Consider the following 19,195-nt stretch of genomic DNA (forward strand, 5'->3'; position numbering starts at 1 on the left):
CCCGCCGTCAGGCGCGGGCCGCGGGCGCGTCGGCGCCGATGTGCCGCAACAGCGCCGGCAGGTAGCGCGCCAGCGTCGCGCCGCGTGCGGCCATGAACAGCAGCAGCGCGAACCAGAGGCCGTGATTGCCGAACGTGCCGACGGCGGCAAGCGTGGCCACCACGAAGATCGAGAACGACGCGACCATTGCACGCATCAGCGATTGCGTCTGCGTGGCGCCGATGAACACGCCGTCGAGCAGGAAGCCCCAGACCGACACGATCGGCGAAAGCGCGGCCCACGGCAGGTAGCGCAGCGCCATTTCGCGGATCTCGGCCTGGTCGGTCAGGCGCGCGACGATCCAGCCGCCGGCGGCCCAGTACACGAGCGTGAACAGCAGCGCGCCGAGCGCCGACCAGAACAGCGTGACGCGTACGGCCTGCCGGAACGCGCTGCGGTCGCGCGCGCCGGCCGCCGCGCCGACGAGCGCCTCGGCCGCATGTGCGAAGCCGTCGAGGCCGTACGCCATGAACGTCTGGAAATTCAGCAGCAGCGCGTTCGCCGCGAGCGTCGCATCGCCCTGTTTTGCACCGAGGTGGGCGAACCAGCCGAATGCGCCGAGCAGGCACAGCGTGCGCAGGAAGATGTCGCGATTGAGCACGATCAGCCGCTTGAGCGCGGCGCGGTCGGCGAGTGCTCGTACCGCGATCGGCGCAAGGCCGCGCGGTCGCAGCCGCCACAGCATCCATGCGCCGAGCGCGAAACCGCATGCGTCCGCGGTGGCCGTCGCGGCGCCGATGCCGGCAATACCCCAGCCGAAGCCATACACGTAGAGCAGCACGGCGCCGATGTTCATCGCATTGATGAACACCTGCGCGACGAGCGCGAGCCGCACGCGCTGCATGCCGAGCAGGTAGCCGAGCACGACGTAGTTCGCGAGCGCGAACGGGGCGCTCCAGATTCGCGCCTGGCTGTAGGCAAGCGCCGTGGTGCGGACGGCATCGCTGCCGCCGAGCGCGGACAGCGCAAAAGACAGCAGCGGCATCTGCAGCGCCAGTACCGCGGCGCCGAGTGCGAACGCGACGATCAACGCGCGCAGCAGGTTCAGGCGGATCCCGGCGGCGTCGCCGGCGCCATGCGCTTGCGCGACGAGGCCGGTCGTCCCCATCCGCAGGAAACCGAACCCCCAGAACACGAAATTGAAGAACAGCCCGCCGAGCGCGACGCCGCCCAGGTACTGCGTGCCGTCGAGGTGGCCCGCGACGGCCGTGTCGACGGCACCGAGGATCGGCTGGGTCAGGTTCGCGAGGACGATCGGGAACGCGAGCGCGAGGACACGCCGATGCGTGACGGCGGCCGCGCCGGCCCCGTGCGGTAACGCGGCTTCGGACATGGCGGACGCGTCAGGCGCGTTCCTGCACGCAGACCCAAGGCGAGACGACGACCGCCCACAGCTCCGGGTTGCGCGCCGCATAATCGGCAGCGGTTTCGGCCGGCATGCGCGCGACGAGGCCCGACGACAGCCAGCGCGTGACCTGTTCGGCATCGTCGTCGGCAACGGCTTCCGCGACGCTGACGAGATCGAGGTCGCGTGCCACGGACAGCAGCTTGCCCTGCGCGAAGAAGCGTTCGAGATCGCACCAGTCGATCTTGGCGGTTTCGCCGAGGAGTTTGGCGTAGAGCGGGCTGTGCGACGCGCCCGCGCCGGAGTGGTGATCAGAGGACATCGTTTTCTAGGAAAGACTGCGTAGTGGCGCCACTATAAACCATCCGGCCAAGCCGGCGGCACGGCGGGCGGCCGGCCTACGCGTCGCGCAGCGCGCGGCGCACGATCTTGCCGGTCGCGGTCATCGGCAGGCTGTCGACGAACGCGATCGCGCGCGGATACTCGTGCGCGGCAAGGCGCGTGCGCACATGTGCCTGCAGCGCCTGCACGAGCGCCTCGTCGCCGGCGTGGCCGGGATTCAGCACCACGAACGCCTTGACGATCTCGGTGCGCGTCGCGTCGGGCACGCCGACCACGGCGGCCATCCGCACCGCCGGATGCGTGAGCAGGCAGTCCTCGATCGGGCCCGGGCCGATCCGGTAGCCGGCGCTCGTGATCACGTCGTCGTCGCGGCCGACGAAGCGCACGAAACCGTCGGCGTCGATCGTGCCCGTGTCGCCGGTGAGCAGGTAGTCGCCGGCGAACTTGTCGCGCGTGGCGTCGGGGTTGCGCCAGTATTCGAGGAACATCACCGGGTCGGGGCGGTGCACCGCGATGCGCCCTTCGACGCCGGGCGGCAGCGGCGTGCCGTCCGCGTCGACGATCGCGACCGCATGGCCGGGCACCGCCTTGCCGATCGCGCCGGGCTGCGCATCGAACAGCGCCGCGCACGACGACAGCACCATGTTGCACTCGGTTTGCCCGTAGAACTCGTTGATCGTCACGCCGAGCGCGTCGCGCCCCCAGGCCGTCAGCTCGGTGCCGAGCGATTCCCCGCCGCTCGCGACGGATTTCAGCGACAGCGCGTACCGTTCGCGCGGTGCCGCGACGGTGCGCATCAGCTTCAGCGCGGTGGGCGGCAGGAATGCATGGGTGACACCGTGCCGCGCCATCAGTGCGAACGCCGCGTCGCCGTCGAATTTCTCGAAGCGACGCGCAAGCACGGGCACGCCGTGATGCCACGACGGCAGCAGCACGTCGAGCAGGCCGCCGATCCATGCCCAGTCGGCGGGCGTCCAGAACAGGCGCGCGTCGCGCGGGAAGCACTGCTGCGACATCTCGACGCCCGGCAGGTGGCCCAGCAGCACGCGATGCGCGTGCAGCGCGCCTTTCGGTTTGCCCGTCGTGCCGGACGTGTAGATGATGATCGCCGGATCGTCGGCGGCCGTATCGGCCGGCACGAAGTCGGGTGTTTCGGCGGCGAGCGCCGCGTCGTAGCGCAACACGCCCGGCTGATCGGGCTCATCGGGCTGATCGGGCGCATCGTCGCCGATGCAGTAGACGGTACGGAGCGCCGGCAGCCGGGCGCGCAGCGGCGCGATTTTCGCGTAGCCGGCCGCATCGGTGACGAGCGCAGCCGCGTCGCTGTTCGCGAGCCGGTATTCGAGCGCATCGACGCCGAACAACGTGAAGAGCGGCACAGCGATGGCGCCGAGCTTGTACGCGGCGAGGTGCGCGACCGCCGTTTCGGGGCCCTGCGCGAGAAAGATGCCGATCCGGTCGCCGCGCCGCAGGCCGGCGCGCGCAAAGCTGTTCGCGAGCCGGTTAGAAGCATTCTTCAAGTCGTCGAACGTGAAGCGAACAACCTCGCCTTGCGCCGTTTCGTGGATCAGCGCGAGGCGTCCGCTGCCGTCCGCCCATTTGTCGCAGACGTCCACGCCGATGTTGTAACGCGCCGGAACGTCCCACGCGAAGCGGGAGAGCAGGTCGTCGTAGCGGTCGGCGGCGGGCAGCATCGAGGTGTCTCCTGGGGGCGAACGTGATGTCGGCCGATTGGATTACATCAGGATTTCACGCAGACGAATCCACAATGGCGTCTGAGGGTAGGGAATCTTCGTACTCGTCCAATAGCCTCGGCTCAGTGCACGATTCCACAATGACGCATAAGATCACGAAAAAATCAGTGTGTGACCATGGATTTGCTTCTGATAGCTGCGGGGTTCAGCCTGATCGGAATCGGCGTACTGGTAGCGTTTGCCCGTCACGTCGATCCGTTGTCCGGCCGGTTCACCGGACGTCTGCGCAAGCGCTGACATCACCTTTCCCGGTTTTCACCGCGACGACACGCGATGCGTGCCGGCATCGCGTGTCGTCCATCGGGTGCTCAGCGCGCCGGCAGGTAGCGTGACGGGTCGATCGATCGGCCGCCGTAGCGCAGCTCGAAATGCAGCGCGACGCGATCGCTGTCGCTGTTGCCCATCTCGGCGATCGATTGCCCTTGCGTGACCGACTGGCCTTCCTTCACCAGCAGCGCGCGGTTGTGCGCGTAGGCGGTCAGGTAGTCGGCGTTGTGCTTGAGGATGATCAGGTTGCCGTAGCCGCGCAGCCCGTTACCCGCATAGACCACCACACCCGGCGCAGCCGCGACCACCGGCGTGCCCGGCGAGTTCGCGATGTCGATGCCCTTCGATTTCGAGCCGTCGAACGTGCGGATCACGTTGCCGGCGGCCGGCCAGATCAGCGCGATGCTCGAGGCCGGCTTGACGGCCGATTCGACCGGAGCGGACGGCGCGGGGCGGGCCCGGCCGGCACTGCCGGTGCCGGTGGTCGACGGCGTCGATGCGGTGGTCGTGCCGGGCGGCGGCGCGACGCGCAGCACCTGGCCGACTTCGATCGCATCGGGGTTCGTCATCTGGTTCCAGCGCACGATGTTCGATACCGACGTGCGGTTGTCGCGCGCGATCTTGTAGAGCGTATCGCCGCGCTCGACGCGATAGAACCCGGGGCCGACGGGCGCGGAGCCGCACGCGACGAGCAGGGCGGCGCAGGCGGCTGCGAAGAGTCGCTTCGTTGTTGTTCCGAACATTGAACCTCGCAAAACCCTGCCGCGCGTGACGCGACAGGCAACACAAAACGTCCGATTTTAACGGGTTCGACCCGTGCACCGCAGTTTGGGCCGTTATCGGGGCTGCGGCGCGCCGGTTCCACGCGTGGCCTGACGGCGTTTCAGCCTGCGTATCAAGCCCGTGTATCAGCCGGCGAGCGGGAGGACGCGAATCCGCAGCGTGGCCGTTTCGGTCGCGCCCGGGGCAAGCAGGCGCAGCCCCTGGCCGTTGTGGATCGCATCCGGCAGCCCGAGCCACGGCTCGACGCAATAGAAGTCCGAATCCGGCTTCTCGGTCCAGGTCGTCACCGCGTACCACGGGATCGAGCCCGGCACGTCGAGCGCGATCTCGATCGTGCGGCGGCGGCCCGGCATCACGATGCGCACCGGTGTGGCCGGCACGCCGTCGAGGCAGTGGAAGCGGTCGAGGATGTCCGGGTTGTCGAGGCGATAGCGGGCCTCGCCCGGCTCGGGCGTGCTGATCGACCCGTCGGCCTGCTGCGCGCAACGATGCGTGGGCGGCAGCTCGAGCGTGGTGTCGGCGCGTTCGTCGTGCGGCAGCGCGAAATAGAAATGGTGGCCGGCGTAGTAGGGCAGCGGCGTGTCGCCGCGATTGGTCGTCGTCAGCGCGACTTCGAGCGTGTGCGAGTCGGCCAGCCGGTAGGTCGCCTCGAACCGGAAGTCGAACGGGTAACTGGCGCGCAGCGCGTCGGTCGCGTCGAGCGTCATCGACAGTGCGGTGCCGTCGGCCGACGGGCGCGCGGCGAACGGCAGGTCGCGCGCGAAGCCGTGCATCGGCAGGTCGCGCACCACGCCGGCGGCGTCGCGCCAGCGGCCGAGTTCGCCGTCGACGCGGTGACGGCCGAGGAACGGGAACAGCAGCGGGTTGCCGCCGCGCACGCGTGCGAGGTTGCTCCAGTCGGCCGAATCCGGCCAGAAGATCACCGGTTCGCCGTCGACATCCCATGACAGCAGGCGGCCGCCGAATTGCGGCGCGATCCGGACGAGCGACGGGCCGGCGTGAAGTTCGTGAATGTCGTGTTGCTGGAAGGTCGGCATGGCGAATCGGGTTGGGCGGGTGGACGGGAACGGCGCGCTCCATTATCGGGCCGTGGCGGCTCGGGGAAAACCCTTCTCGGGAAATTGCGAGTTTTTCAGACTGTCATCGGTCGGGATAATGCCTCTAAACCGGTGATGTTGCCGGGTCATGACACTTCGTGGAGGGGGCCATGGATCTGGCAATGGCAATGGGTATCGCACTGTTCGGCATGTTCACCGGCAGCACGGTATTATTTTTCTATCAGCTCGGCCGCTGACGGCAATTCCTGCCGAAGTCGAAAGGCCCGCCATGCAAATGGCGGGCTTTTTGCTTTCTGAGTGCTTACAAATTGCAAGCGTTTGTGTGCATTGCCGCAATATCCAGCCAAATGCCTTGGCGCAGTAATCCGGGCTCGGCATAATCGGGGCGCGTTTTTACGGACGCGCATCGCGTCGTCCGCTTCTCTTTCCGCTTAATTTTCACTAAAAGGACCGACGCGTGAGTCTCTGGTTTCTGGTATTCCTGAGCGTCCTGCAGGGCGTCACCGAACTGTTCCCCGTCAGCAGCCTTGGCCACACGCTGCTCGTGCCGGCGCTGTTCGGCATGCACATCGACAAGCACGCACCGCAACTGCTGCCGTTCCTCGTCGCGCTGCACCTCGGCACCGCGCTGGCGCTGCTGTGGTATTTCCGCGCGCGCTGGATCGCGCTGATCAGCGGCTTCTTCGCGCAGCTCGGCGGCCGCAAGAACGACGATGGGCACCTGATGTGGGCGCTCATCATCGGCACGATCCCGACCGGCATCGTGGGGCTGCTCCTCGAGAAGCGCATCGAACGCGTGTTCCACGACCTGCGGATCGTCGCGGTCGCGCTGATCGTGAACGGCGTGCTGCTGTGGCTCGGCGATCGCATCCAGCGCAGCCGCGCGCATCAGGCACCGGAGAAGATGACGTTCAAGCAGGCGTTCTTCGTGGGTCTCGCGCAGATCGGCGCGCTGATTCCGGGCTTCTCGCGCAGCGGGCTGACGATGATCGCCGGCAATGCCGCGGGGCTGACGGCGGAGAAGGCCGCGGAATTCTCGTTCCTGCTCGGTACGCCGATCATTTTCGCGGCGGGGGTGCTTGAGCTGCCGAAGCTGTTCCATGCGCGCGACCAGCTCGCCGATGCGCTGCTCGGCGGCGTGCTGACGGCGATCGCCGCGTATCTGAGCGTGCGGTTCCTGATGCGCTACTTCGAAGGGCGTGGCCGGCTGGCTTCGTTCGGCGTGTATTGCGTGATCGCCGGTGTGTTCTGCCTCGGCTGGTTCATGCTGCATCCGCAGCCGGTTTGACGCTGCGAAGGTCGATCTCGCGTGATGCGGCGCGATGATCGGGTATAATTTCGGGCTCGGCTTCATGCCGGGCCCGTTTTGTTTCGGGGCTTCGAGGTTGGCGGTTTTGCTGCCGCTTGAAGCTTTGTGTCAAATGCGGTCCGCGCAAGCCGTGTCTTTTCTTCCCGACCGCCCTTAGCTCAGTTGGATAGAGCAACGGCCTTCTAAGCCGTAGGTCACACGTTCGAATCGTGTAGGGCGGGCCATCAATTTCCTGAAAGATCAACGAGTTACAGCCAGGCTGAATCCGGCGGATTCAAGGCCCAATCACAGTTCAGTGTGACTGGGGTGTGACTGAATTCTACCTTGAGGCGGCCGACCTCAGAGACACCCCGTGGGCATTCAGCGTTATTCACTGATATGCATCAGTATCCCAAGTTCTGCAACTCGTTGACGGCCAGACAGGGATGACACGGCGAACACTTTTCGGCCGTCAACCTCAAGCCAGTCAAAGAACGCAATATTCGTATTTTTGTGTGCGCCTTGGCTGGTAAGGGATTGTGTGATCGGCTTTCCCGTATTGTCGACGACTTCGTAGCCTTTCCCATTGCTATCCGGAATCTCTATGACGTTGAAGGTTAGAGTCTGTGTCTGTGTTGGTGCGCCAAGGCGGAGTATGGTCATACGTCGCATGATTTGGTCCCAAGTGTGTAGTTGCTAGGAGGTTGATTTACGATCATACCCTTTTTATGGGTGGCGGTCTCCGCGGATGCGTAGTGCGTTATACTTCAATCAACTTGGGAGCATACGCATGAAATTCGATCCGAACTCACCCATCCGCAGCCAGCGTGAAAATATGCAAGCTTTCCAGCTTCGCTTGCCCAAAGAAGTAATTCGCGACTTGCAAATTCTTCGTGTCTTTGCGGGAGTAAAGGTATCGGAGGAACTGCGCGATTTGGTGTGCGCCTACGTTGAAAGTAGGCGTGATCTTATCCAGCGGGCGGCGAAAGCTGCGGCTGGTACCGATACTGAGCTGAGGGATGACGAGCAGAAGGAGGCGGCGGGCCATCTTGTCGACTCTGGAGATGCGCAGGCTATTGTCGAGGCGCGGGTCGTCAAGACAGTCAGAGTCGATACAGACCCACAAGGGAATCGGGTGCTGGCTGAGCTTCCGACGGACGATGAGGACAAGGCGGCACGGACATTCGTTCGGAAATAGTACGTGGTCCCGGGCAGGTTGTGCTGTCTACAGAAGAAAAGTATTGCGTAGTGGTTTTGTGTTGTATATGATTGCGCTGGAGCCGGAATGCGAGCGGTGTTCTTCCGGCTTATTTTTGGAATCTGCGTAGTGGTTTTTGTGTGTACATAGTTGCGCCTCCCGACGCGGGACGGAGGGTGAAGTACGGGGCCGGGGTCTCCTGACAGTACCGACAAGGCTAACGACGGGCCAGACGAGCGTAACTCGTATAAGGCGTCGGCGGCATCCGAGAGCAGCCCCGGTAAGGGGATTGAAGATGCAGAGAGGCGACGGTAGGGCGTCTCTCCTGGGCGTAAGCGTTAGCCGAATAGCGGCGCGTAGACCAGAAACATCCCGTGGTAATACCTTGGGAGCAAATCGAGAGGTTTGTTAAGGCGTTTTCCGATAGCCGCCTTAGCCAACTTCTTCAAGTCATGAGGTGCGAATGCAGCAGAAGCAAGTGATGAAATGCAAGCCGACGCGTGTTATGTCGTCGGCCATCCCAAAACATCAAGCAGCAGCATGCATCAACCCACGCTCTCCCGGACTGAACCGCGCGGCGCGTCGTGCAGCGGCGGCGAAGGATCGGGCGTCTAGGTCTAATCTCGGCTTGTCCGTGTGAATTGGCGGGAGGGGCAGCGATGCTTGATCCCGGCTCAGTGGATATACGAGCCGAGTTACGAGACCGGCAAGAACGTGTGGCAGCGGATCGGCCTATCTGGCTGGCAACCGTACTGCGTTGCGGGCATCTGGAAGAGATACGAGGATCAGGACGGGCGGTCCCTGATTGGTATGTCCATGCTGACGGTCAACGCGGACGGGCAATCCACCCGTGTTCCCCACAAAGGCCACCGTGTGAGAAAGCGATGCGTGCGCGGACAAGTTGCGTGTGTGCTGATTGATGCATGTTGCTCATTTGATGGAGTCCTTAGTAACTAAGAGATAGGAAGCTTCGATTCATAGTGCAGCGCCGATCTCGCCACCGACATCAGCGCGCACGCACGTCGCACCGACAGGCCCCGCGCTTGCGCGTAGGCAACCTGCTTGCGCCGCGCGGGCGCGCTCACCATTTTTTTGCGTTGATCTCCTTCATGACGTCCAGTTCGAGATCACGCTCGGCCAGCATCTTCTTGAGCCGTGCATTCTCCTGCTCGAGTTGCTTCAGCCGTTTTACGTCGGACGCTTCCAGTCCACCGAAATGCTGCCGCCAGTTGTAGATCGTCTGTTCGCTGATTCCGTGCTTCTTCGCCACCTCCGCGACCGGAATCTTGTCCGCCTCGCGCAGGATCGTGACCATCTGCTCTTCCGTGAACCGGCTCTTCTTCATGACTTCCTTCTCTCCGTTGGAAGCCATTCTCTCAAGTTTCAGCCGGTCCGAAAATTCCAGGGCAGGTCAATGCCAAGACGCTCCAAGTCTTGGCTTTTTTATACCGCTGACCAGCGTATTCCGTCGCAGATAGCTGGCTTGTGCCGGAATCGAAGTCCGGACGAGGGCCGCAATCCTGACCTTCAAACCGTCGCGCAAACGAAGGTTTGGCACCCTGGAGGCGTCCAGGCGTGCTCGACGGAGGGCGGGCAGGACCTCAAGGCCGCACGGACGGCGCAAGCGCCAACGCGGTTTCGAGCACGGCCCGTCCGAATGTGCGGGCGTATGCGGTCGCATCGGCGTCGTCGCGCGGTCGGTCGGCGCTCTCCTTGAACGGCAATTCGATGGTCATCGCCAGCGCATCGAATTGCTCCGCCACCCACGGGATGCACTTCCTTGGGCTCGCGTGATCAGGTCGGTCTACGGAATAGCCGCGCGCCGTCTGGAATACGGGGGAGCGCCGCAGCAGGTCCTCGTCGAACGTGCGGCGCAGGGCCTGCAAGCGTGGCGTCCAGGCGGGGCTGCCGTCGGCGCCCACCGAGAAGACGTGGGGCAGGACCTCGTCGCCGTGGAAGTCGACGAGCAGGTCGAGCCCGAGCGCTCGCATGCGACGGCGCACGGCGGCCGTCTCGGGCGCATCCGGATACTCGCGGTCCCAGCAGCGGTTGAGGTTGGCGCCGTGCGCGTTCGTGCGCAGGTTGCCCAGGCGCACACCGTCCGGATTGGCATTGACGACGACATGCACGGCTGAGCCACCGTTCTCCCAAGCAGGACGCAGCTCGCCGCAAAGCCCCTGCACGAGGCCCTCGAGGCAATAACCGCCCTGCGATTCGCCCGGATGCTGGCGAGCCATGAACCAGAGGCGAGTGCGTGGCGCATTGCCCTCGAACGAGAGCATGCGGATCGGCTCGCCGAGCGCGGAGGTCCCGAGTATCTCCAGCGTTGCGCCTGCCTGCGTCGCCTGAGCGACGAGGTTATCCTCGGCGACGCGGTCGAAGGTCGGGAAATAGGCGAAGCGCAGGCGCCGGGCCGGGCCGGGCGCGTGGAAGGCGAGCACATCGCCATCGAAGTCCGTTGGCAGGCGGCGCCAGGCCGCCGCCTCGCCGCCATCGGCGCGCATGCAGACGCGATAATCGACCCAGCCTTTAGGGTAGGACGAGCCGGCCAAACCCTCGATGCGCACGTCGATGCCCTCGGGCGGCAGATCGACCAGCTCGAACGCGAACCATTGGGCGAATTCGGCGGCGTTGTCACGGCGCAGACGCAAACGCAGGGGAGAGCCGCTGGTGGGAGAGGCAACGTGATCGATGGCGGCGGCTTCGAAATCGGTGTCGATGTGCATAGGAGTGGTGTTAGGACAGTGTCAGGGGCCTGCAGGCTCACAACGCGACATTTTGCGCGCCGTTGCTGCAGGCGTTTGTGGCACGGGACGAAGGTGCCGCAGCGGACGCGAGATCCGCCAGCAGCAGATCGGCGACGCGGGCAGCATGAGCTGCGTTCAGCACGAGGTTACTGGTGAGCAAGAACACGCCTTGCGTACTGTTCCCGATCGCGAATAATCCGTGCGCGCTTCCGTGAGCGCCGATCACGCGGTTGGTATGCGGATCGACGTCGATGCCGCCGAAAGGGTGACGACGCGCGAGCCCCCCGGCGATCAGGCTCGGATAGAGCGGCCCGGCCGACGCGTCCGGGCCGCCCACCAGACCGGTGCAGTTCACGAGCACCGGCACGCGCAGATCCGGGGCCAGCGTCGGTCCCCCCGTTCCGAAGCGCAGCACGAAGGCCTCGCCGTCGTGAGTCACCTCCTTCAGGGGCCAGAGATTGGTGACGCGGCCGGCCCGCAGCAGTCCTGCCACCTTGCGGCCGTTCTCGAGCGGGATGGAGACACGGTAGCCCATGTACGCGCCGTAGGCGCCGCGCATGAGGCGGCGGCGGTCGTCATCGGGCAGGGCGTTCCAGAAATCCGCGACGAAGTCGTTGAAGGGGATCAGGGCGTCTTGCCAGGGCTTGCGTACGTTGGCTTCGCGCTCCTCGACGCAGGCTAGAAAGGCCTGCGTGGGCGAGAGTTCGGGCCGCGTGATGCTGCGCACCGGCAGGCGTCTGCCCTCGGCACGCGCCATCTCGCGCAACATCAGGCGCATGAGGCGCACCAGCGAGACCGATCCGGGACCGGCGTGGCGTGCGTATCGAGCGACCTCCAGCGTCGCCGGCGCCAACACATGATTGCCGTTACCGCCGCCCACCATGGGCAACTGACCGGTGCGCGAGGCCAGGAAGACGGGCCCGCGATGCCCCTGATCCGTCAGCGCGATGGCCGTGTCCACCGCGCTCAGGCGACTGCCCAGCAACGCGACCGGCGCGTCGGCACCGATGCGCCGCGAGAGCCCTTCATTCGGATAAGGTAGGGCGACGTAGCCTTCCTGCCCCTCGAAGCGCCGGAACGCCGATGACGGCCCGTTGCCGGTGGCAAGCACCACGCTGCGCGCGACGAAGCTGGCGCCGTTCGATACGGTGACCCGGTATGATCCGGATTCCTCATTGATATCGATGACCATGCCACGCTCCTTGCGCACGCGCCAGCCCAGCGCCGCCAGTGCCGCCAACGTCCGGCGCACGCGGCTGACCAGGTAGTCCCCGAACAGGGGACGCGGGGCATAGCCGTCCGCCTCAAGCGGCACGTTGGCGTGCTGGGGCTCGAGCCGTCCCGCAGCGCGCTCCTCGGCGAACCAGCGGAAGAACTCGCCGAGATCGTCGGCGCGCACCGAGATGGCGGCGTTCGCGCGATTGAGAAGGTTGCTGTTCGCGTCGCGGCCGTAGGCGATGCCGCGCCCCGGCTCCTCCGCCGGATCGACGATGACGACGCTGCCGACGAAGCCGCCGGCGTCGACTTCCAGTCTCGCGAGGAAGGACGCCCCGACCGCGCCGCAGCCGACGAGCGCAATGTCGCAGGGTTCACGCATCCCGTCCTCCGACCTGCTGTCCGTCGTGCGCATCACGAGCGCCAGATCGTGCGTTGCGCGTGCCAGTCGACAAGCTTGTCCCAGCGCGACGTGACTTCACCGACGGTGTCCGCGTGGTAGACGAAGCTCGCAACCTCGGCGTTAGTCATCGCCGGGCCGTTGTACGCGCGTCCGGGTTGACCGTAGGCCGTGTATTTGACGACCCACGGAATGTCGCAGTCCTTAGGAATGGCTTCCAGCACGGCGGGCTGCGGCGGCAAGAGGATGCGAGCGGCCAGCCGCTCGCGCAGTGCGGGCCGCCACGCTTCGGCGTATCCGGGCAGGCAGCAGCAGCGCACGTATTCCATCTTCAGGTCGACGCCGGTGGCTGCCATGATCTCGTCATTGATCGCGCCGCCGCCGATGCGCGCGGCAACCTCGCACAGCATCAATCCCTCGTGCCTGTCCTGCAGCAACTGCGCATGGAACATCATGGTCGGCGCCGACGGCAGGGCGCGTCCGACCAGATGCGTGACGAACTTTTCCACCGCGAGCCGTTCGGCATCGTCCGCGGGCAGCGAATACGTGCCGACGGCTTGTCCTTTCATGAAGTCCAGCGTGGTGTTGATGTACTTGGCGACCTGCATGAACGCGGGCTCGCCGCGCAGCACGAGACCGTCGATACGGAACATCGGGCCGTCGCAGAAGGTCTCCACGAACAGTTGCGGGCGGAAATCCGTCGCGGCGATCGCACCGGACGCGAGGTAGGCCTCGAGCTCCTCATCGGTGCGCAGGACGCCAACCTGCGCCGAACCACGGCCTGAAATCGGGCGCACGATGACGGGCAGTCCGTTGGCCCGCACGAAGTGCAGCAGGTCGAAGGCGCTTTCCACGCGGGCGAACCGCGGCGTGCCGAGGCCCGCCGCACGTGCGCGTTCCTTCATCAGCAGCTTGTCGCGGAAGATCCACGCATTCGCTTCGGAGTGCCCCGGGATGCCGCAGCGTTCACGAATGCGCGCGGTGCGTAGCACGTCGACCTCCGACAGCGAGACCACGTTGCGCAGCGGCGTGGCCGCGTGGATCTCGTGCGCTCGCTTCTCCGGCAGATCGTTGTGCTCGTAATTGCAGAAGGTGTGGACGCGGGAAAACGCGCCGTCCACGTGGGCCTCGATGCGCTGACGTGCGTCGTCGGTGTCCGCGCCGGTGAAGAGGATGGCATCGGGGCCGACCGATCGCCGCCACTCCGCAGCGGGGGTAGACATCAGTACCTTGGGCGTAACGAAAAGAAGGTTTCTCATAGCGGAAGCCGCAGCGGCAAGGCCCGGCGCAAAGGGGGTTGTCGAGGCCGGCAAGTCAGGCTGCGGTGGTGTCGAGGACGACTCGCAGCCGATCGCGACTATTCTCTGCAGCGGTGGCCGCTTCGCCAGGCGTCGTGCCAACGGCCAGGCAATAACCGAGTCGCTGACTGGAACTCACGGCCGGCGCGACGCGGCTGCCCGTCTTGGCGTCGAGATGCACGGCGCGCACGCCCGGCACCGCCGAGGCGTGCTCGATGTTGTCGACACCCTTGACCGTGCCGGCGCCGGGGCTCAAGAGGAAGCGGATCGCCGCGGCCGGTGCCTGTCGCGGCAGGGGCTCGATGGTGCGCCCGCACAGGCGCGCCAGGGTTTCGCGATAGACGTTGCGGCCCGTCACGATGTGCACGAGCTCCCAGATCTGGTCGCCGCCTGGACGCGTCTGCGTCTCGATGGCCTTCGGCCCTTGCGGCGTGAGCCGGAACTCGGAATGGCAGGGCCCGTTGCGATGGGCGATTGCGGTCAGCACATCGATCGCCGCAGCACCGAGGGCTTCGAGATCGTGCACGCCGCGCGAGGCCGGGATCACGTGCCCGAGTTCGACGAAGTTCGGCGCGCCCGTGGTCAGCTTCTCCGTCACCGCCAGCACCTCATGCACGCCGTCCGCGCTGATGGTTTCGACGCTGAACTCCGGGCCGTCGACGTATTCCTCGACGATGATGGCGCCGCCCTTCGCGCCGGTGGCGTGCCGCCAGGCGGCCTCGAGCTCGGAAGCGTCGCGCACGAGACCGACACCGCGGCTCCCGCTCGCGCCCACCGGCTTGACGATGATCGGCTCGCCAATTTTCGCGAGGAAGGCCCGTGCGTCGTCCAGGTCAGCGCAGCGGCGGTAGCGCACGCCGTTGCAGCCAGCGGCGGCAAGGGCGTCGCGCGTCGCGGCCTTGTCGCACGCGGTGCGGATGGCTGCGGGCGGATTCCAGCACACGCCGAGCGCTTCGCCGACGACCGCCGCCGCGAGGAGCCAGGGTTCCTGGAAGGTAATGACGCTAGCATAAGGCCTGCGCGCATGCTCGCGGCGGGCGAAGTCGGCGATGCGCGCGACGTCGTCGTGCTCGGCGAGAAAGACTTTGCTTGTAGCAGCGCGCTGGCGCTCGGTCAGGCCTTTCTCGCTTTGTATCAGGTCGGCGCGGCAACCGAGTTCGGTCAGCCACTCGACGCTTGAGTCGCGGCCGCCGAGGATGAGGATCTTGTCGTCTGCAGTCATGAGGAGCATTCAGGGAAAATAGGTTCGGACGGCTACGAAGGCGAGCGCGAGCGCCGGCGCAAGCAGCAGCCCGTCGTAGAAGCGGGAGATCGCGAGGTACAGGGCGATGACGCCGACGAGGGTTGCCTCGCGGTGCCAGCCGCCCGAGAGCGGCGAGATGCCGGCCGGGAGCAGCAGGCCGACCACCATCGAGGCAATGCAGCAAGCCAGGAAGGCGCGGTTGAAGCGATCCATGGTCGGCGAGATCTCTCCGGTCATGCGACGCCTCGCAAGCAGCGGGAGCAGGCGCAGCGCCAGCGTGAGGCCGCCGGTAACCGCGATCACGGACCAGATGGCAAGGTGTGTCATGGCTTTTGCGAATGTGCCTGACGCCGAGGACGGCCCACGACGTCGACGATGCGCGGCGAGACCGCGAACAGCCAGGACAGCACGAACACCATCAGCAGCGTGCCGAAGGCCGGGTTCAGCGTCTTGGACAACGGGGTCAGCACCGCGCAGGCGATCGCCACGGTCACGAAGCCGGGGCCGCCCCCGGCGTTGAAGATGCGGCCCACGAGCAGCATCGCGACCATCACGTCGAGGCCATCGACCCACACCGGCGTCGCCAGGCCGCCGAGTGCGTTGCCCACGGCCGTCGACAGCACCGCAGCGACATACAGCAGCACGCAGGACACTGCGAGCTCAAGCTCCTCGCGCCACGCGTCCTCCTCCGCGTCGCTATCGCGCTGGTGCAGCTTGAAGCGCGTGAACGACAGGCCGCTTAGCATCGCGCACCAGATCGCCATGCGCCGCGCCGGCACCGTGCGCAGGCTGCTGACCACGGTGAAGGCCATGAACAGCAGGCGCAGGTTGATGATCACGACGGCCGCGCTCACCGCGCCGATGCCGACGCCCGACTTGAGCATGTCGATCATCACGAGCTGTGCGGGCGCCGCGAATACGAATGCCGTCATGGCAACGGCGTCGGGCAGGTTGAAGCCCGCGCTGCGCGCAGCCGCCCCCACCGTCATGAACGATACGACGATGGAGCCGACCAGCGGCAGCGTAGGCGCGGCCGCCGCACGCAAGGCGGCGAGATCGAGGCGCGCGCGCGTCATCGGGCGGGAAGTTCCTGGACGCTGTTGGATGCCGCGGTGTCGGTCCACGATTCGCCGCTCACCTCGTCGTGCGCCGATGTCAGGGAGCGGCCGGCGCACGGGCCCTTGACGCAGTGGCCCGATGCGTCGAAGAGGGCGCCGTGGACGCTGCAGACAACGTAGCCGTTTTCGGTGCAGAGCGGCGACATCGAGTCCAGACGGGCACCCGTGTGCGGGCAGGAGTTGACAAAGGTCGTCGTGCCGGCACGGCCGATGACGACGATGGTGCTGCCACCCGGCGCCGCGCCGATCGCGACGGTCCGAACGTCGCCCTCACGCAGGGAGGTCCCCCCGGGCGTGGTGGAAGGGCCGGTGACGTCGCGTGCCCGGTCGTGACCCTCGAAGCGGGCGCGGTAGTCGATGGCCTTGTCCAGAAAACGCTGGAAGTCGCAGTTGCGCACGAACTCCTCGACGATCGCTCCGCCCTCATAGCCCGCGGCGCCGAGACGGTGCAGGACTTCGTCGAGCGGGAAGTCGCCGTCGCCGATCGGTACGTGGGCATGGTTGCGCCCCTTCATATCGGCGATGTGGACGTTGGCGACGTAGGGCGCGATCTGCGTCAACGCGTCGAGGAAGTCGGCCTCGCTGTCGTAGCGTGAGCGCAGGTGGATCACGTCCAGGGTCACGCGAGCGCCCGTGGCTTGACACATGGCGATCTGTTCCTCGACTGAGTGGACGATGTAGGAAGGGCGTTCGTCGCCCATGTTCTCGAGACTGATCTGCACGCCGCGCGACTCGGCGTAGCACACCGCCTCCACCAACGATTCGTGCAAGTGGCGGTTGAAGATCTCGCGTTCCTGGCCCTCGTGGTAGCCGGGGTGGCAGGTCACGATGCGCGCACCGATGTCGGCGCCGAAGTCAACGGCGCGCGAGAGCAGGGTGATCGAACGCGCGCGCTCGTCGGCGCTCGGCGACGCAAGGTTCGTGGCCTCCCCGAACCAGGGCGCGTGCACGCTCAGGCGCACGCCGGTGCGTTGCGCGGTTTCGCGCAGGGAGGCGACGAGTGCGTCGTAACGCTCGTGGCCGCATTCGAGGACGGCGGGCTGGGCGTCTTCCGATATCTCGATCTCCACGGCGCCGAAACGTTCGGACAGGAAGGCGACCGCAGTGGCAACATCGGCCGGCGCGAGCGCCGTGTTGGTCGGATGATTCAGGACGTTGGTGGAAAAGCCAATCGTCGGCAGGCGGGGCGTGGTTGCGGGTTGCATGGGGGAGTCCCTCTCAACAATCGGATACAAACTCGATGGGGTGGTCGCCGGATGGGCGCGGCGCAGCGCGGGTCGCGGAGGTAAGGTCCGGCTCGCAGAACGAATAGCCCACGGCCGCGAACTGGCCGAGGTATTCGCGCACGTCGGCACGGATGCGGTCGGGCGATTCGTCCGTCCTGCCCGCGCGTCGGATCAGGTCCGCGAGAGGCTTGATGTCGCGGACCCGCACGTTGCGACGCGTGAGTTCCTGGATGCCGATGCGGATCAATTCGCCGGCGCGATCGGTCCGCGCGTTGACCGACAGGCCGCACGCACGCAAGCGCGCACAGAACTCGTAGGCACGCCCGCCCTCGAAGCCGCCGATCAACAGCATGTGCGACGCCGTGGCCGCGCCGTCGGCGCGCCGACGCACCGCGAAGCCTGTCGCGCTGAGGGCATCCGCCAGCGCGAGCGCGTTAGTCACGACCTGGCGCGCATACGCCCTGGCGTGCACTTCCATCTCGAGCAGCGTCACGTACAGCGCGAGCGCGTGATGCGTGTGCTGGCTGGAGATGATGTAGTCGCACATCGTCTCGCCGATTCGCCGGCCCACGGCCTCGCGTGCCGTGAGGATCATGCCTTTCTGCGGGCCGGGGAATGTCTTGTGCGTGTTGCCCTGGAGGACGTCGGCACCTTCGCCGATCGGATCCTGGAACTGACCGCCCGCGATGAGGCCGAGCGTATGCGACGCGTCGTAGCTGATACGCACGTCGCTGCGCACGGCCGCGCGCAAAGCGGCGACCGGCTGAGGGAAACGAGGTGCGCTGTGGTCGATCAGCACGAGCGAGCCATCGGGCAGGGCCTCGACCTGGCGCGCCGCCGTCTCGGCGTCGATTATGTCGTGCGCTTTGTCCCACGCGAGGTACGCCGAGCGGCGGCCGAGCGCGGTAACGAGGCCGCGCGTTGCGAAATGTCCGTTGTGTGCGGGGTCGATCGACAGCACCACGGCGCCGGGCCGCGACAGCGACAGCAGCGTCGCCAGCGTCGCATGCAGCCCGGAGAGGGGGCGCAATTCGACAGCCTCGACTCCGTACATCGCACGCGCTGCCGCGACCGCCCGCTGCTCGAGCGCCGTCACGGCGGGAAGGCCATCCAGCATGAGGCCGCCCTTGACGAAATCGCGGCCCTGCTCGCCGCGCTCGTCGGCCTGGCCGAGGAGATATCGGTGTGAGAGCAGGCTGGCCTGTACCGCACAGGCGAGATCCGACATGCGGTTCTCGTTGGCGGTGAGGGGAATGCAGTCGTCGACGCGACGCTCCTCGTGTGAGAGATTCTCTAGCAAGCCGCGCAATGCAGGCGGGGCCGCGGGTGCGAGTCTTAGTGTCAGCATGGCGTAGTCGAATTCCAGGCGGCCGGATCAATATCGGCAAGATCGGCATTCGCTCGGGAAGCTGTGGGGATTTGTGGTGAGATCGGCGATGCAACGCCGGATTTCAAAATGTGCACCGTGAGTTGTGTTCGAACGTCACGTATGTCCAATGGATAAATCAACACCACGTGGATATACCAACTCCACGACTCGGAAAGCACCCGCTGGCTTGTTCATCGGCATCTCCTTACCCGCCCTGACATCGGCGGAACTCGAAACGACGGATATCGACCCTTCGGAATAGTGCTGAGGGCAATTTGACCGGGTCCGGCAATAACTACCTCGACGGTTATTTGAAAGTAACCGACTTATCAATTGCTTGATGCTGATGTTCGGGAATCGAATGGCAAAAGCATTTCACGCCCGTGCCGCCTTCAATACTTCTTTTCTTTCAAATTGTTTTCAATTTCCAGGAGAAGTGACGCCGATATCTCCTGACGAAATTGTGAGCAAAGTATATGTAAATTTTTAAGCGATACAACCGGGG

16 protein-coding genes, 1 tRNA gene and 2 pseudogenes are annotated in these 19,195 nt (G+C 65.7%); 4 read left to right on the top strand and 15 right to left on the bottom strand.

Annotated features, from left to right (window positions below; translation table 11 throughout):
• Window positions 1-7 precede the first annotated feature (7 nt).
• The 5 genes from CFB41_RS06725 to CFB41_RS06745 all read right to left on the bottom strand — a co-directional run bounded on the left by CFB41_RS06725 (window position 8) and on the right by CFB41_RS06745 (window position 5,567).
• Window positions 8-1,372 carry an MATE family efflux transporter gene (locus tag CFB41_RS06725; RefSeq protein WP_089455975.1) on the bottom strand — a complete coding sequence of 455 codons (1,365 nt, stop codon included), beginning with the start codon at window positions 1,370-1,372 and terminating at the stop codon, window positions 8-10.
• 10 nt (window positions 1,373-1,382) lie between these two features.
• Complete coding sequence (locus tag CFB41_RS06730) at window positions 1,383-1,706, bottom strand: DUF2288 domain-containing protein (protein WP_089439763.1); 324 nt, start codon at window positions 1,704-1,706, stop codon at window positions 1,383-1,385.
• A gap of 76 nt (window positions 1,707-1,782) precedes the next feature.
• Window positions 1,783-3,420, bottom strand: a complete 1,638-nt coding sequence (locus CFB41_RS06735) for an acyl-CoA synthetase (protein ID WP_089455976.1) — start codon at window positions 3,418-3,420, stop codon at window positions 1,783-1,785.
• 368 nt (window positions 3,421-3,788) lie between these two features.
• Window positions 3,789-4,490, bottom strand: coding sequence for a peptidoglycan DD-metalloendopeptidase family protein (locus CFB41_RS06740; RefSeq protein WP_089455977.1), 702 nt, complete (start codon window positions 4,488-4,490; stop codon window positions 3,789-3,791).
• 165 nt (window positions 4,491-4,655) lie between these two features.
• Window positions 4,656-5,567, bottom strand: coding sequence for an aldose epimerase (locus CFB41_RS06745; protein ID WP_089455978.1), 912 nt, complete (start codon window positions 5,565-5,567; stop codon window positions 4,656-4,658).
• 478 nt (window positions 5,568-6,045) lie between these two features.
• Between CFB41_RS06745 and CFB41_RS06750 the strand changes: the two genes are divergently transcribed.
• Both CFB41_RS06750 and CFB41_RS06755 read left to right on the top strand, forming a co-directional pair.
• Window positions 6,046-6,876, top strand: a complete 831-nt coding sequence (locus CFB41_RS06750; RefSeq protein WP_039347620.1) for an undecaprenyl-diphosphate phosphatase — start codon at window positions 6,046-6,048, stop codon at window positions 6,874-6,876.
• Between the two features lie 168 nt (window positions 6,877-7,044).
• Window positions 7,045-7,121 (top strand) — tRNA-Arg (locus CFB41_RS06755).
• Window positions 7,122-7,263: 142 nt separating this feature from the next.
• On the opposite strand, the gene CFB41_RS37235 is transcribed toward CFB41_RS06755, so the two are convergent.
• Complete coding sequence (locus CFB41_RS37235) at window positions 7,264-7,548, bottom strand: hypothetical protein (RefSeq protein WP_144029907.1); 285 nt, start codon at window positions 7,546-7,548, stop codon at window positions 7,264-7,266.
• Between the two features lie 118 nt (window positions 7,549-7,666).
• Between CFB41_RS37235 and CFB41_RS37240 the strand changes: the two genes are divergently transcribed.
• Window positions 7,667-8,074, top strand: coding sequence for a hypothetical protein (locus CFB41_RS37240; protein WP_144029908.1), 408 nt, complete (start codon window positions 7,667-7,669; stop codon window positions 8,072-8,074).
• A 642-nt stretch (window positions 8,075-8,716) separates the two neighbouring features.
• Window positions 8,717-8,911 (top strand): annotated as a pseudogene (locus tag CFB41_RS38535) (SOS response-associated peptidase family protein); the annotation flags it as partial.
• Window positions 8,912-9,039: 128 nt separating this feature from the next.
• Here the strand turns inward: CFB41_RS38535 and CFB41_RS06770 are convergent.
• The 9 genes and pseudogenes from CFB41_RS06770 to CFB41_RS06810 all read right to left on the bottom strand — a co-directional run.
• Window positions 9,040-9,419 (bottom strand): annotated as a pseudogene (locus tag CFB41_RS06770) (transposase); the annotation flags it as partial.
• Window positions 9,420-9,675: 256 nt separating this feature from the next.
• Window positions 9,676-10,800: a M14-type cytosolic carboxypeptidase gene (locus CFB41_RS06775; RefSeq protein WP_089455980.1), complete on the bottom strand. Its 1,125-nt coding sequence runs from the start codon at window positions 10,798-10,800 to the stop codon at window positions 9,676-9,678.
• Window positions 10,801-10,837: 37 nt separating this feature from the next.
• Window positions 10,838-12,418 carry an FAD/NAD(P)-binding protein gene (locus CFB41_RS06780; RefSeq protein ID WP_179249970.1) on the bottom strand — a complete coding sequence of 527 codons (1,581 nt, stop codon included), beginning with the start codon at window positions 12,416-12,418 and terminating at the stop codon, window positions 10,838-10,840.
• Between the two features lie 32 nt (window positions 12,419-12,450).
• Complete coding sequence (locus tag CFB41_RS06785) at window positions 12,451-13,659, bottom strand: acetyl-CoA carboxylase biotin carboxylase subunit family protein (RefSeq protein ID WP_089455982.1); 1,209 nt, start codon at window positions 13,657-13,659, stop codon at window positions 12,451-12,453.
• 91 nt (window positions 13,660-13,750) lie between these two features.
• Window positions 13,751-14,956: an ATP-grasp domain-containing protein gene (locus CFB41_RS06790; protein WP_179249972.1), complete on the bottom strand. Its 1,206-nt coding sequence runs from the start codon at window positions 14,954-14,956 to the stop codon at window positions 13,751-13,753.
• Between the two features lie 9 nt (window positions 14,957-14,965).
• Entirely contained in the window at window positions 14,966-15,304 is a 339-nt protein-coding gene (locus CFB41_RS06795) for a hypothetical protein (RefSeq protein WP_089455984.1), read from the bottom strand.
• A complete protein-coding gene (locus tag CFB41_RS06800) occupies window positions 15,301-16,053 on the bottom strand; it encodes an AzlC family ABC transporter permease (RefSeq protein WP_089455985.1) in 753 nt (250 codons plus the stop codon). Before CFB41_RS06800 ends, CFB41_RS06795 begins: the two co-directional genes overlap by 4 nt.
• Window positions 16,050-17,300 carry a TIM barrel protein gene (locus CFB41_RS06805; protein ID WP_089455986.1) on the bottom strand — a complete coding sequence of 417 codons (1,251 nt, stop codon included), beginning with the start codon at window positions 17,298-17,300 and terminating at the stop codon, window positions 16,050-16,052. The genes CFB41_RS06800 and CFB41_RS06805 overlap by 4 nt, the downstream gene beginning before the upstream one ends.
• A 13-nt stretch (window positions 17,301-17,313) precedes the next feature.
• Window positions 17,314-18,669, bottom strand: coding sequence for a hypothetical protein (locus CFB41_RS06810; protein WP_089455987.1), 1,356 nt, complete (start codon window positions 18,667-18,669; stop codon window positions 17,314-17,316).
• Window positions 18,670-19,195: the final 526 nt, after the last annotated feature.

This window comes from Burkholderia sp. AU33803 (assembly GCF_002223095.1).
Taxonomy (GTDB): domain Bacteria; phylum Pseudomonadota; class Gammaproteobacteria; order Burkholderiales; family Burkholderiaceae; genus Burkholderia.

Bases quoted from the DNA above. Each gene is read 5' to 3' on its own strand.
- CFB41_RS06725 (WP_089455975.1), bottom strand. From the start codon at position 1,372: ATGTCCGAAGCCGCGTTACCGCACGGGGCCGGCGCGGCCGCCGTCACG.
- CFB41_RS06810 (WP_089455987.1), bottom strand. From the start codon at position 18,669: ATGCTGACACTAAGACTCGCACCCGCGGCCCCGCCTGCATTGCGCGGC.
- CFB41_RS06790 (WP_179249972.1), bottom strand. From the start codon at position 14,956: ATGACTGCAGACGACAAGATCCTCATCCTCGGCGGCCGCGACTCAAGC.
- CFB41_RS06775 (WP_089455980.1), bottom strand. From the start codon at position 10,800: ATGCACATCGACACCGATTTCGAAGCCGCCGCCATCGATCACGTTGCC.
- CFB41_RS06740 (WP_089455977.1), bottom strand. From the start codon at position 4,490: ATGTTCGGAACAACAACGAAGCGACTCTTCGCAGCCGCCTGCGCCGCC.
- CFB41_RS06805 (WP_089455986.1), bottom strand. From the start codon at position 17,300: ATGCAACCCGCAACCACGCCCCGCCTGCCGACGATTGGCTTTTCCACC.
- CFB41_RS06730 (WP_089439763.1), bottom strand. From the start codon at position 1,706: ATGTCCTCTGATCACCACTCCGGCGCGGGCGCGTCGCACAGCCCGCTC.
- CFB41_RS06800 (WP_089455985.1), bottom strand. From the start codon at position 16,053: ATGACGCGCGCGCGCCTCGATCTCGCCGCCTTGCGTGCGGCGGCCGCG.
- CFB41_RS06780 (WP_179249970.1), bottom strand. From the start codon at position 12,418: ATGCGTGAACCCTGCGACATTGCGCTCGTCGGCTGCGGCGCGGTCGGG.
- CFB41_RS37240 (WP_144029908.1), top strand. From the start codon at position 7,667: ATGAAATTCGATCCGAACTCACCCATCCGCAGCCAGCGTGAAAATATG.
- CFB41_RS06785 (WP_089455982.1), bottom strand. From the start codon at position 13,659: ATGTCTACCCCCGCTGCGGAGTGGCGGCGATCGGTCGGCCCCGATGCC.
- CFB41_RS06795 (WP_089455984.1), bottom strand. From the start codon at position 15,304: ATGACACACCTTGCCATCTGGTCCGTGATCGCGGTTACCGGCGGCCTC.
- CFB41_RS37235 (WP_144029907.1), bottom strand. From the start codon at position 7,548: ATGCGACGTATGACCATACTCCGCCTTGGCGCACCAACACAGACACAG.
- CFB41_RS06735 (WP_089455976.1), bottom strand. From the start codon at position 3,420: ATGCTGCCCGCCGCCGACCGCTACGACGACCTGCTCTCCCGCTTCGCG.
- CFB41_RS06745 (WP_089455978.1), bottom strand. From the start codon at position 5,567: ATGCCGACCTTCCAGCAACACGACATTCACGAACTTCACGCCGGCCCG.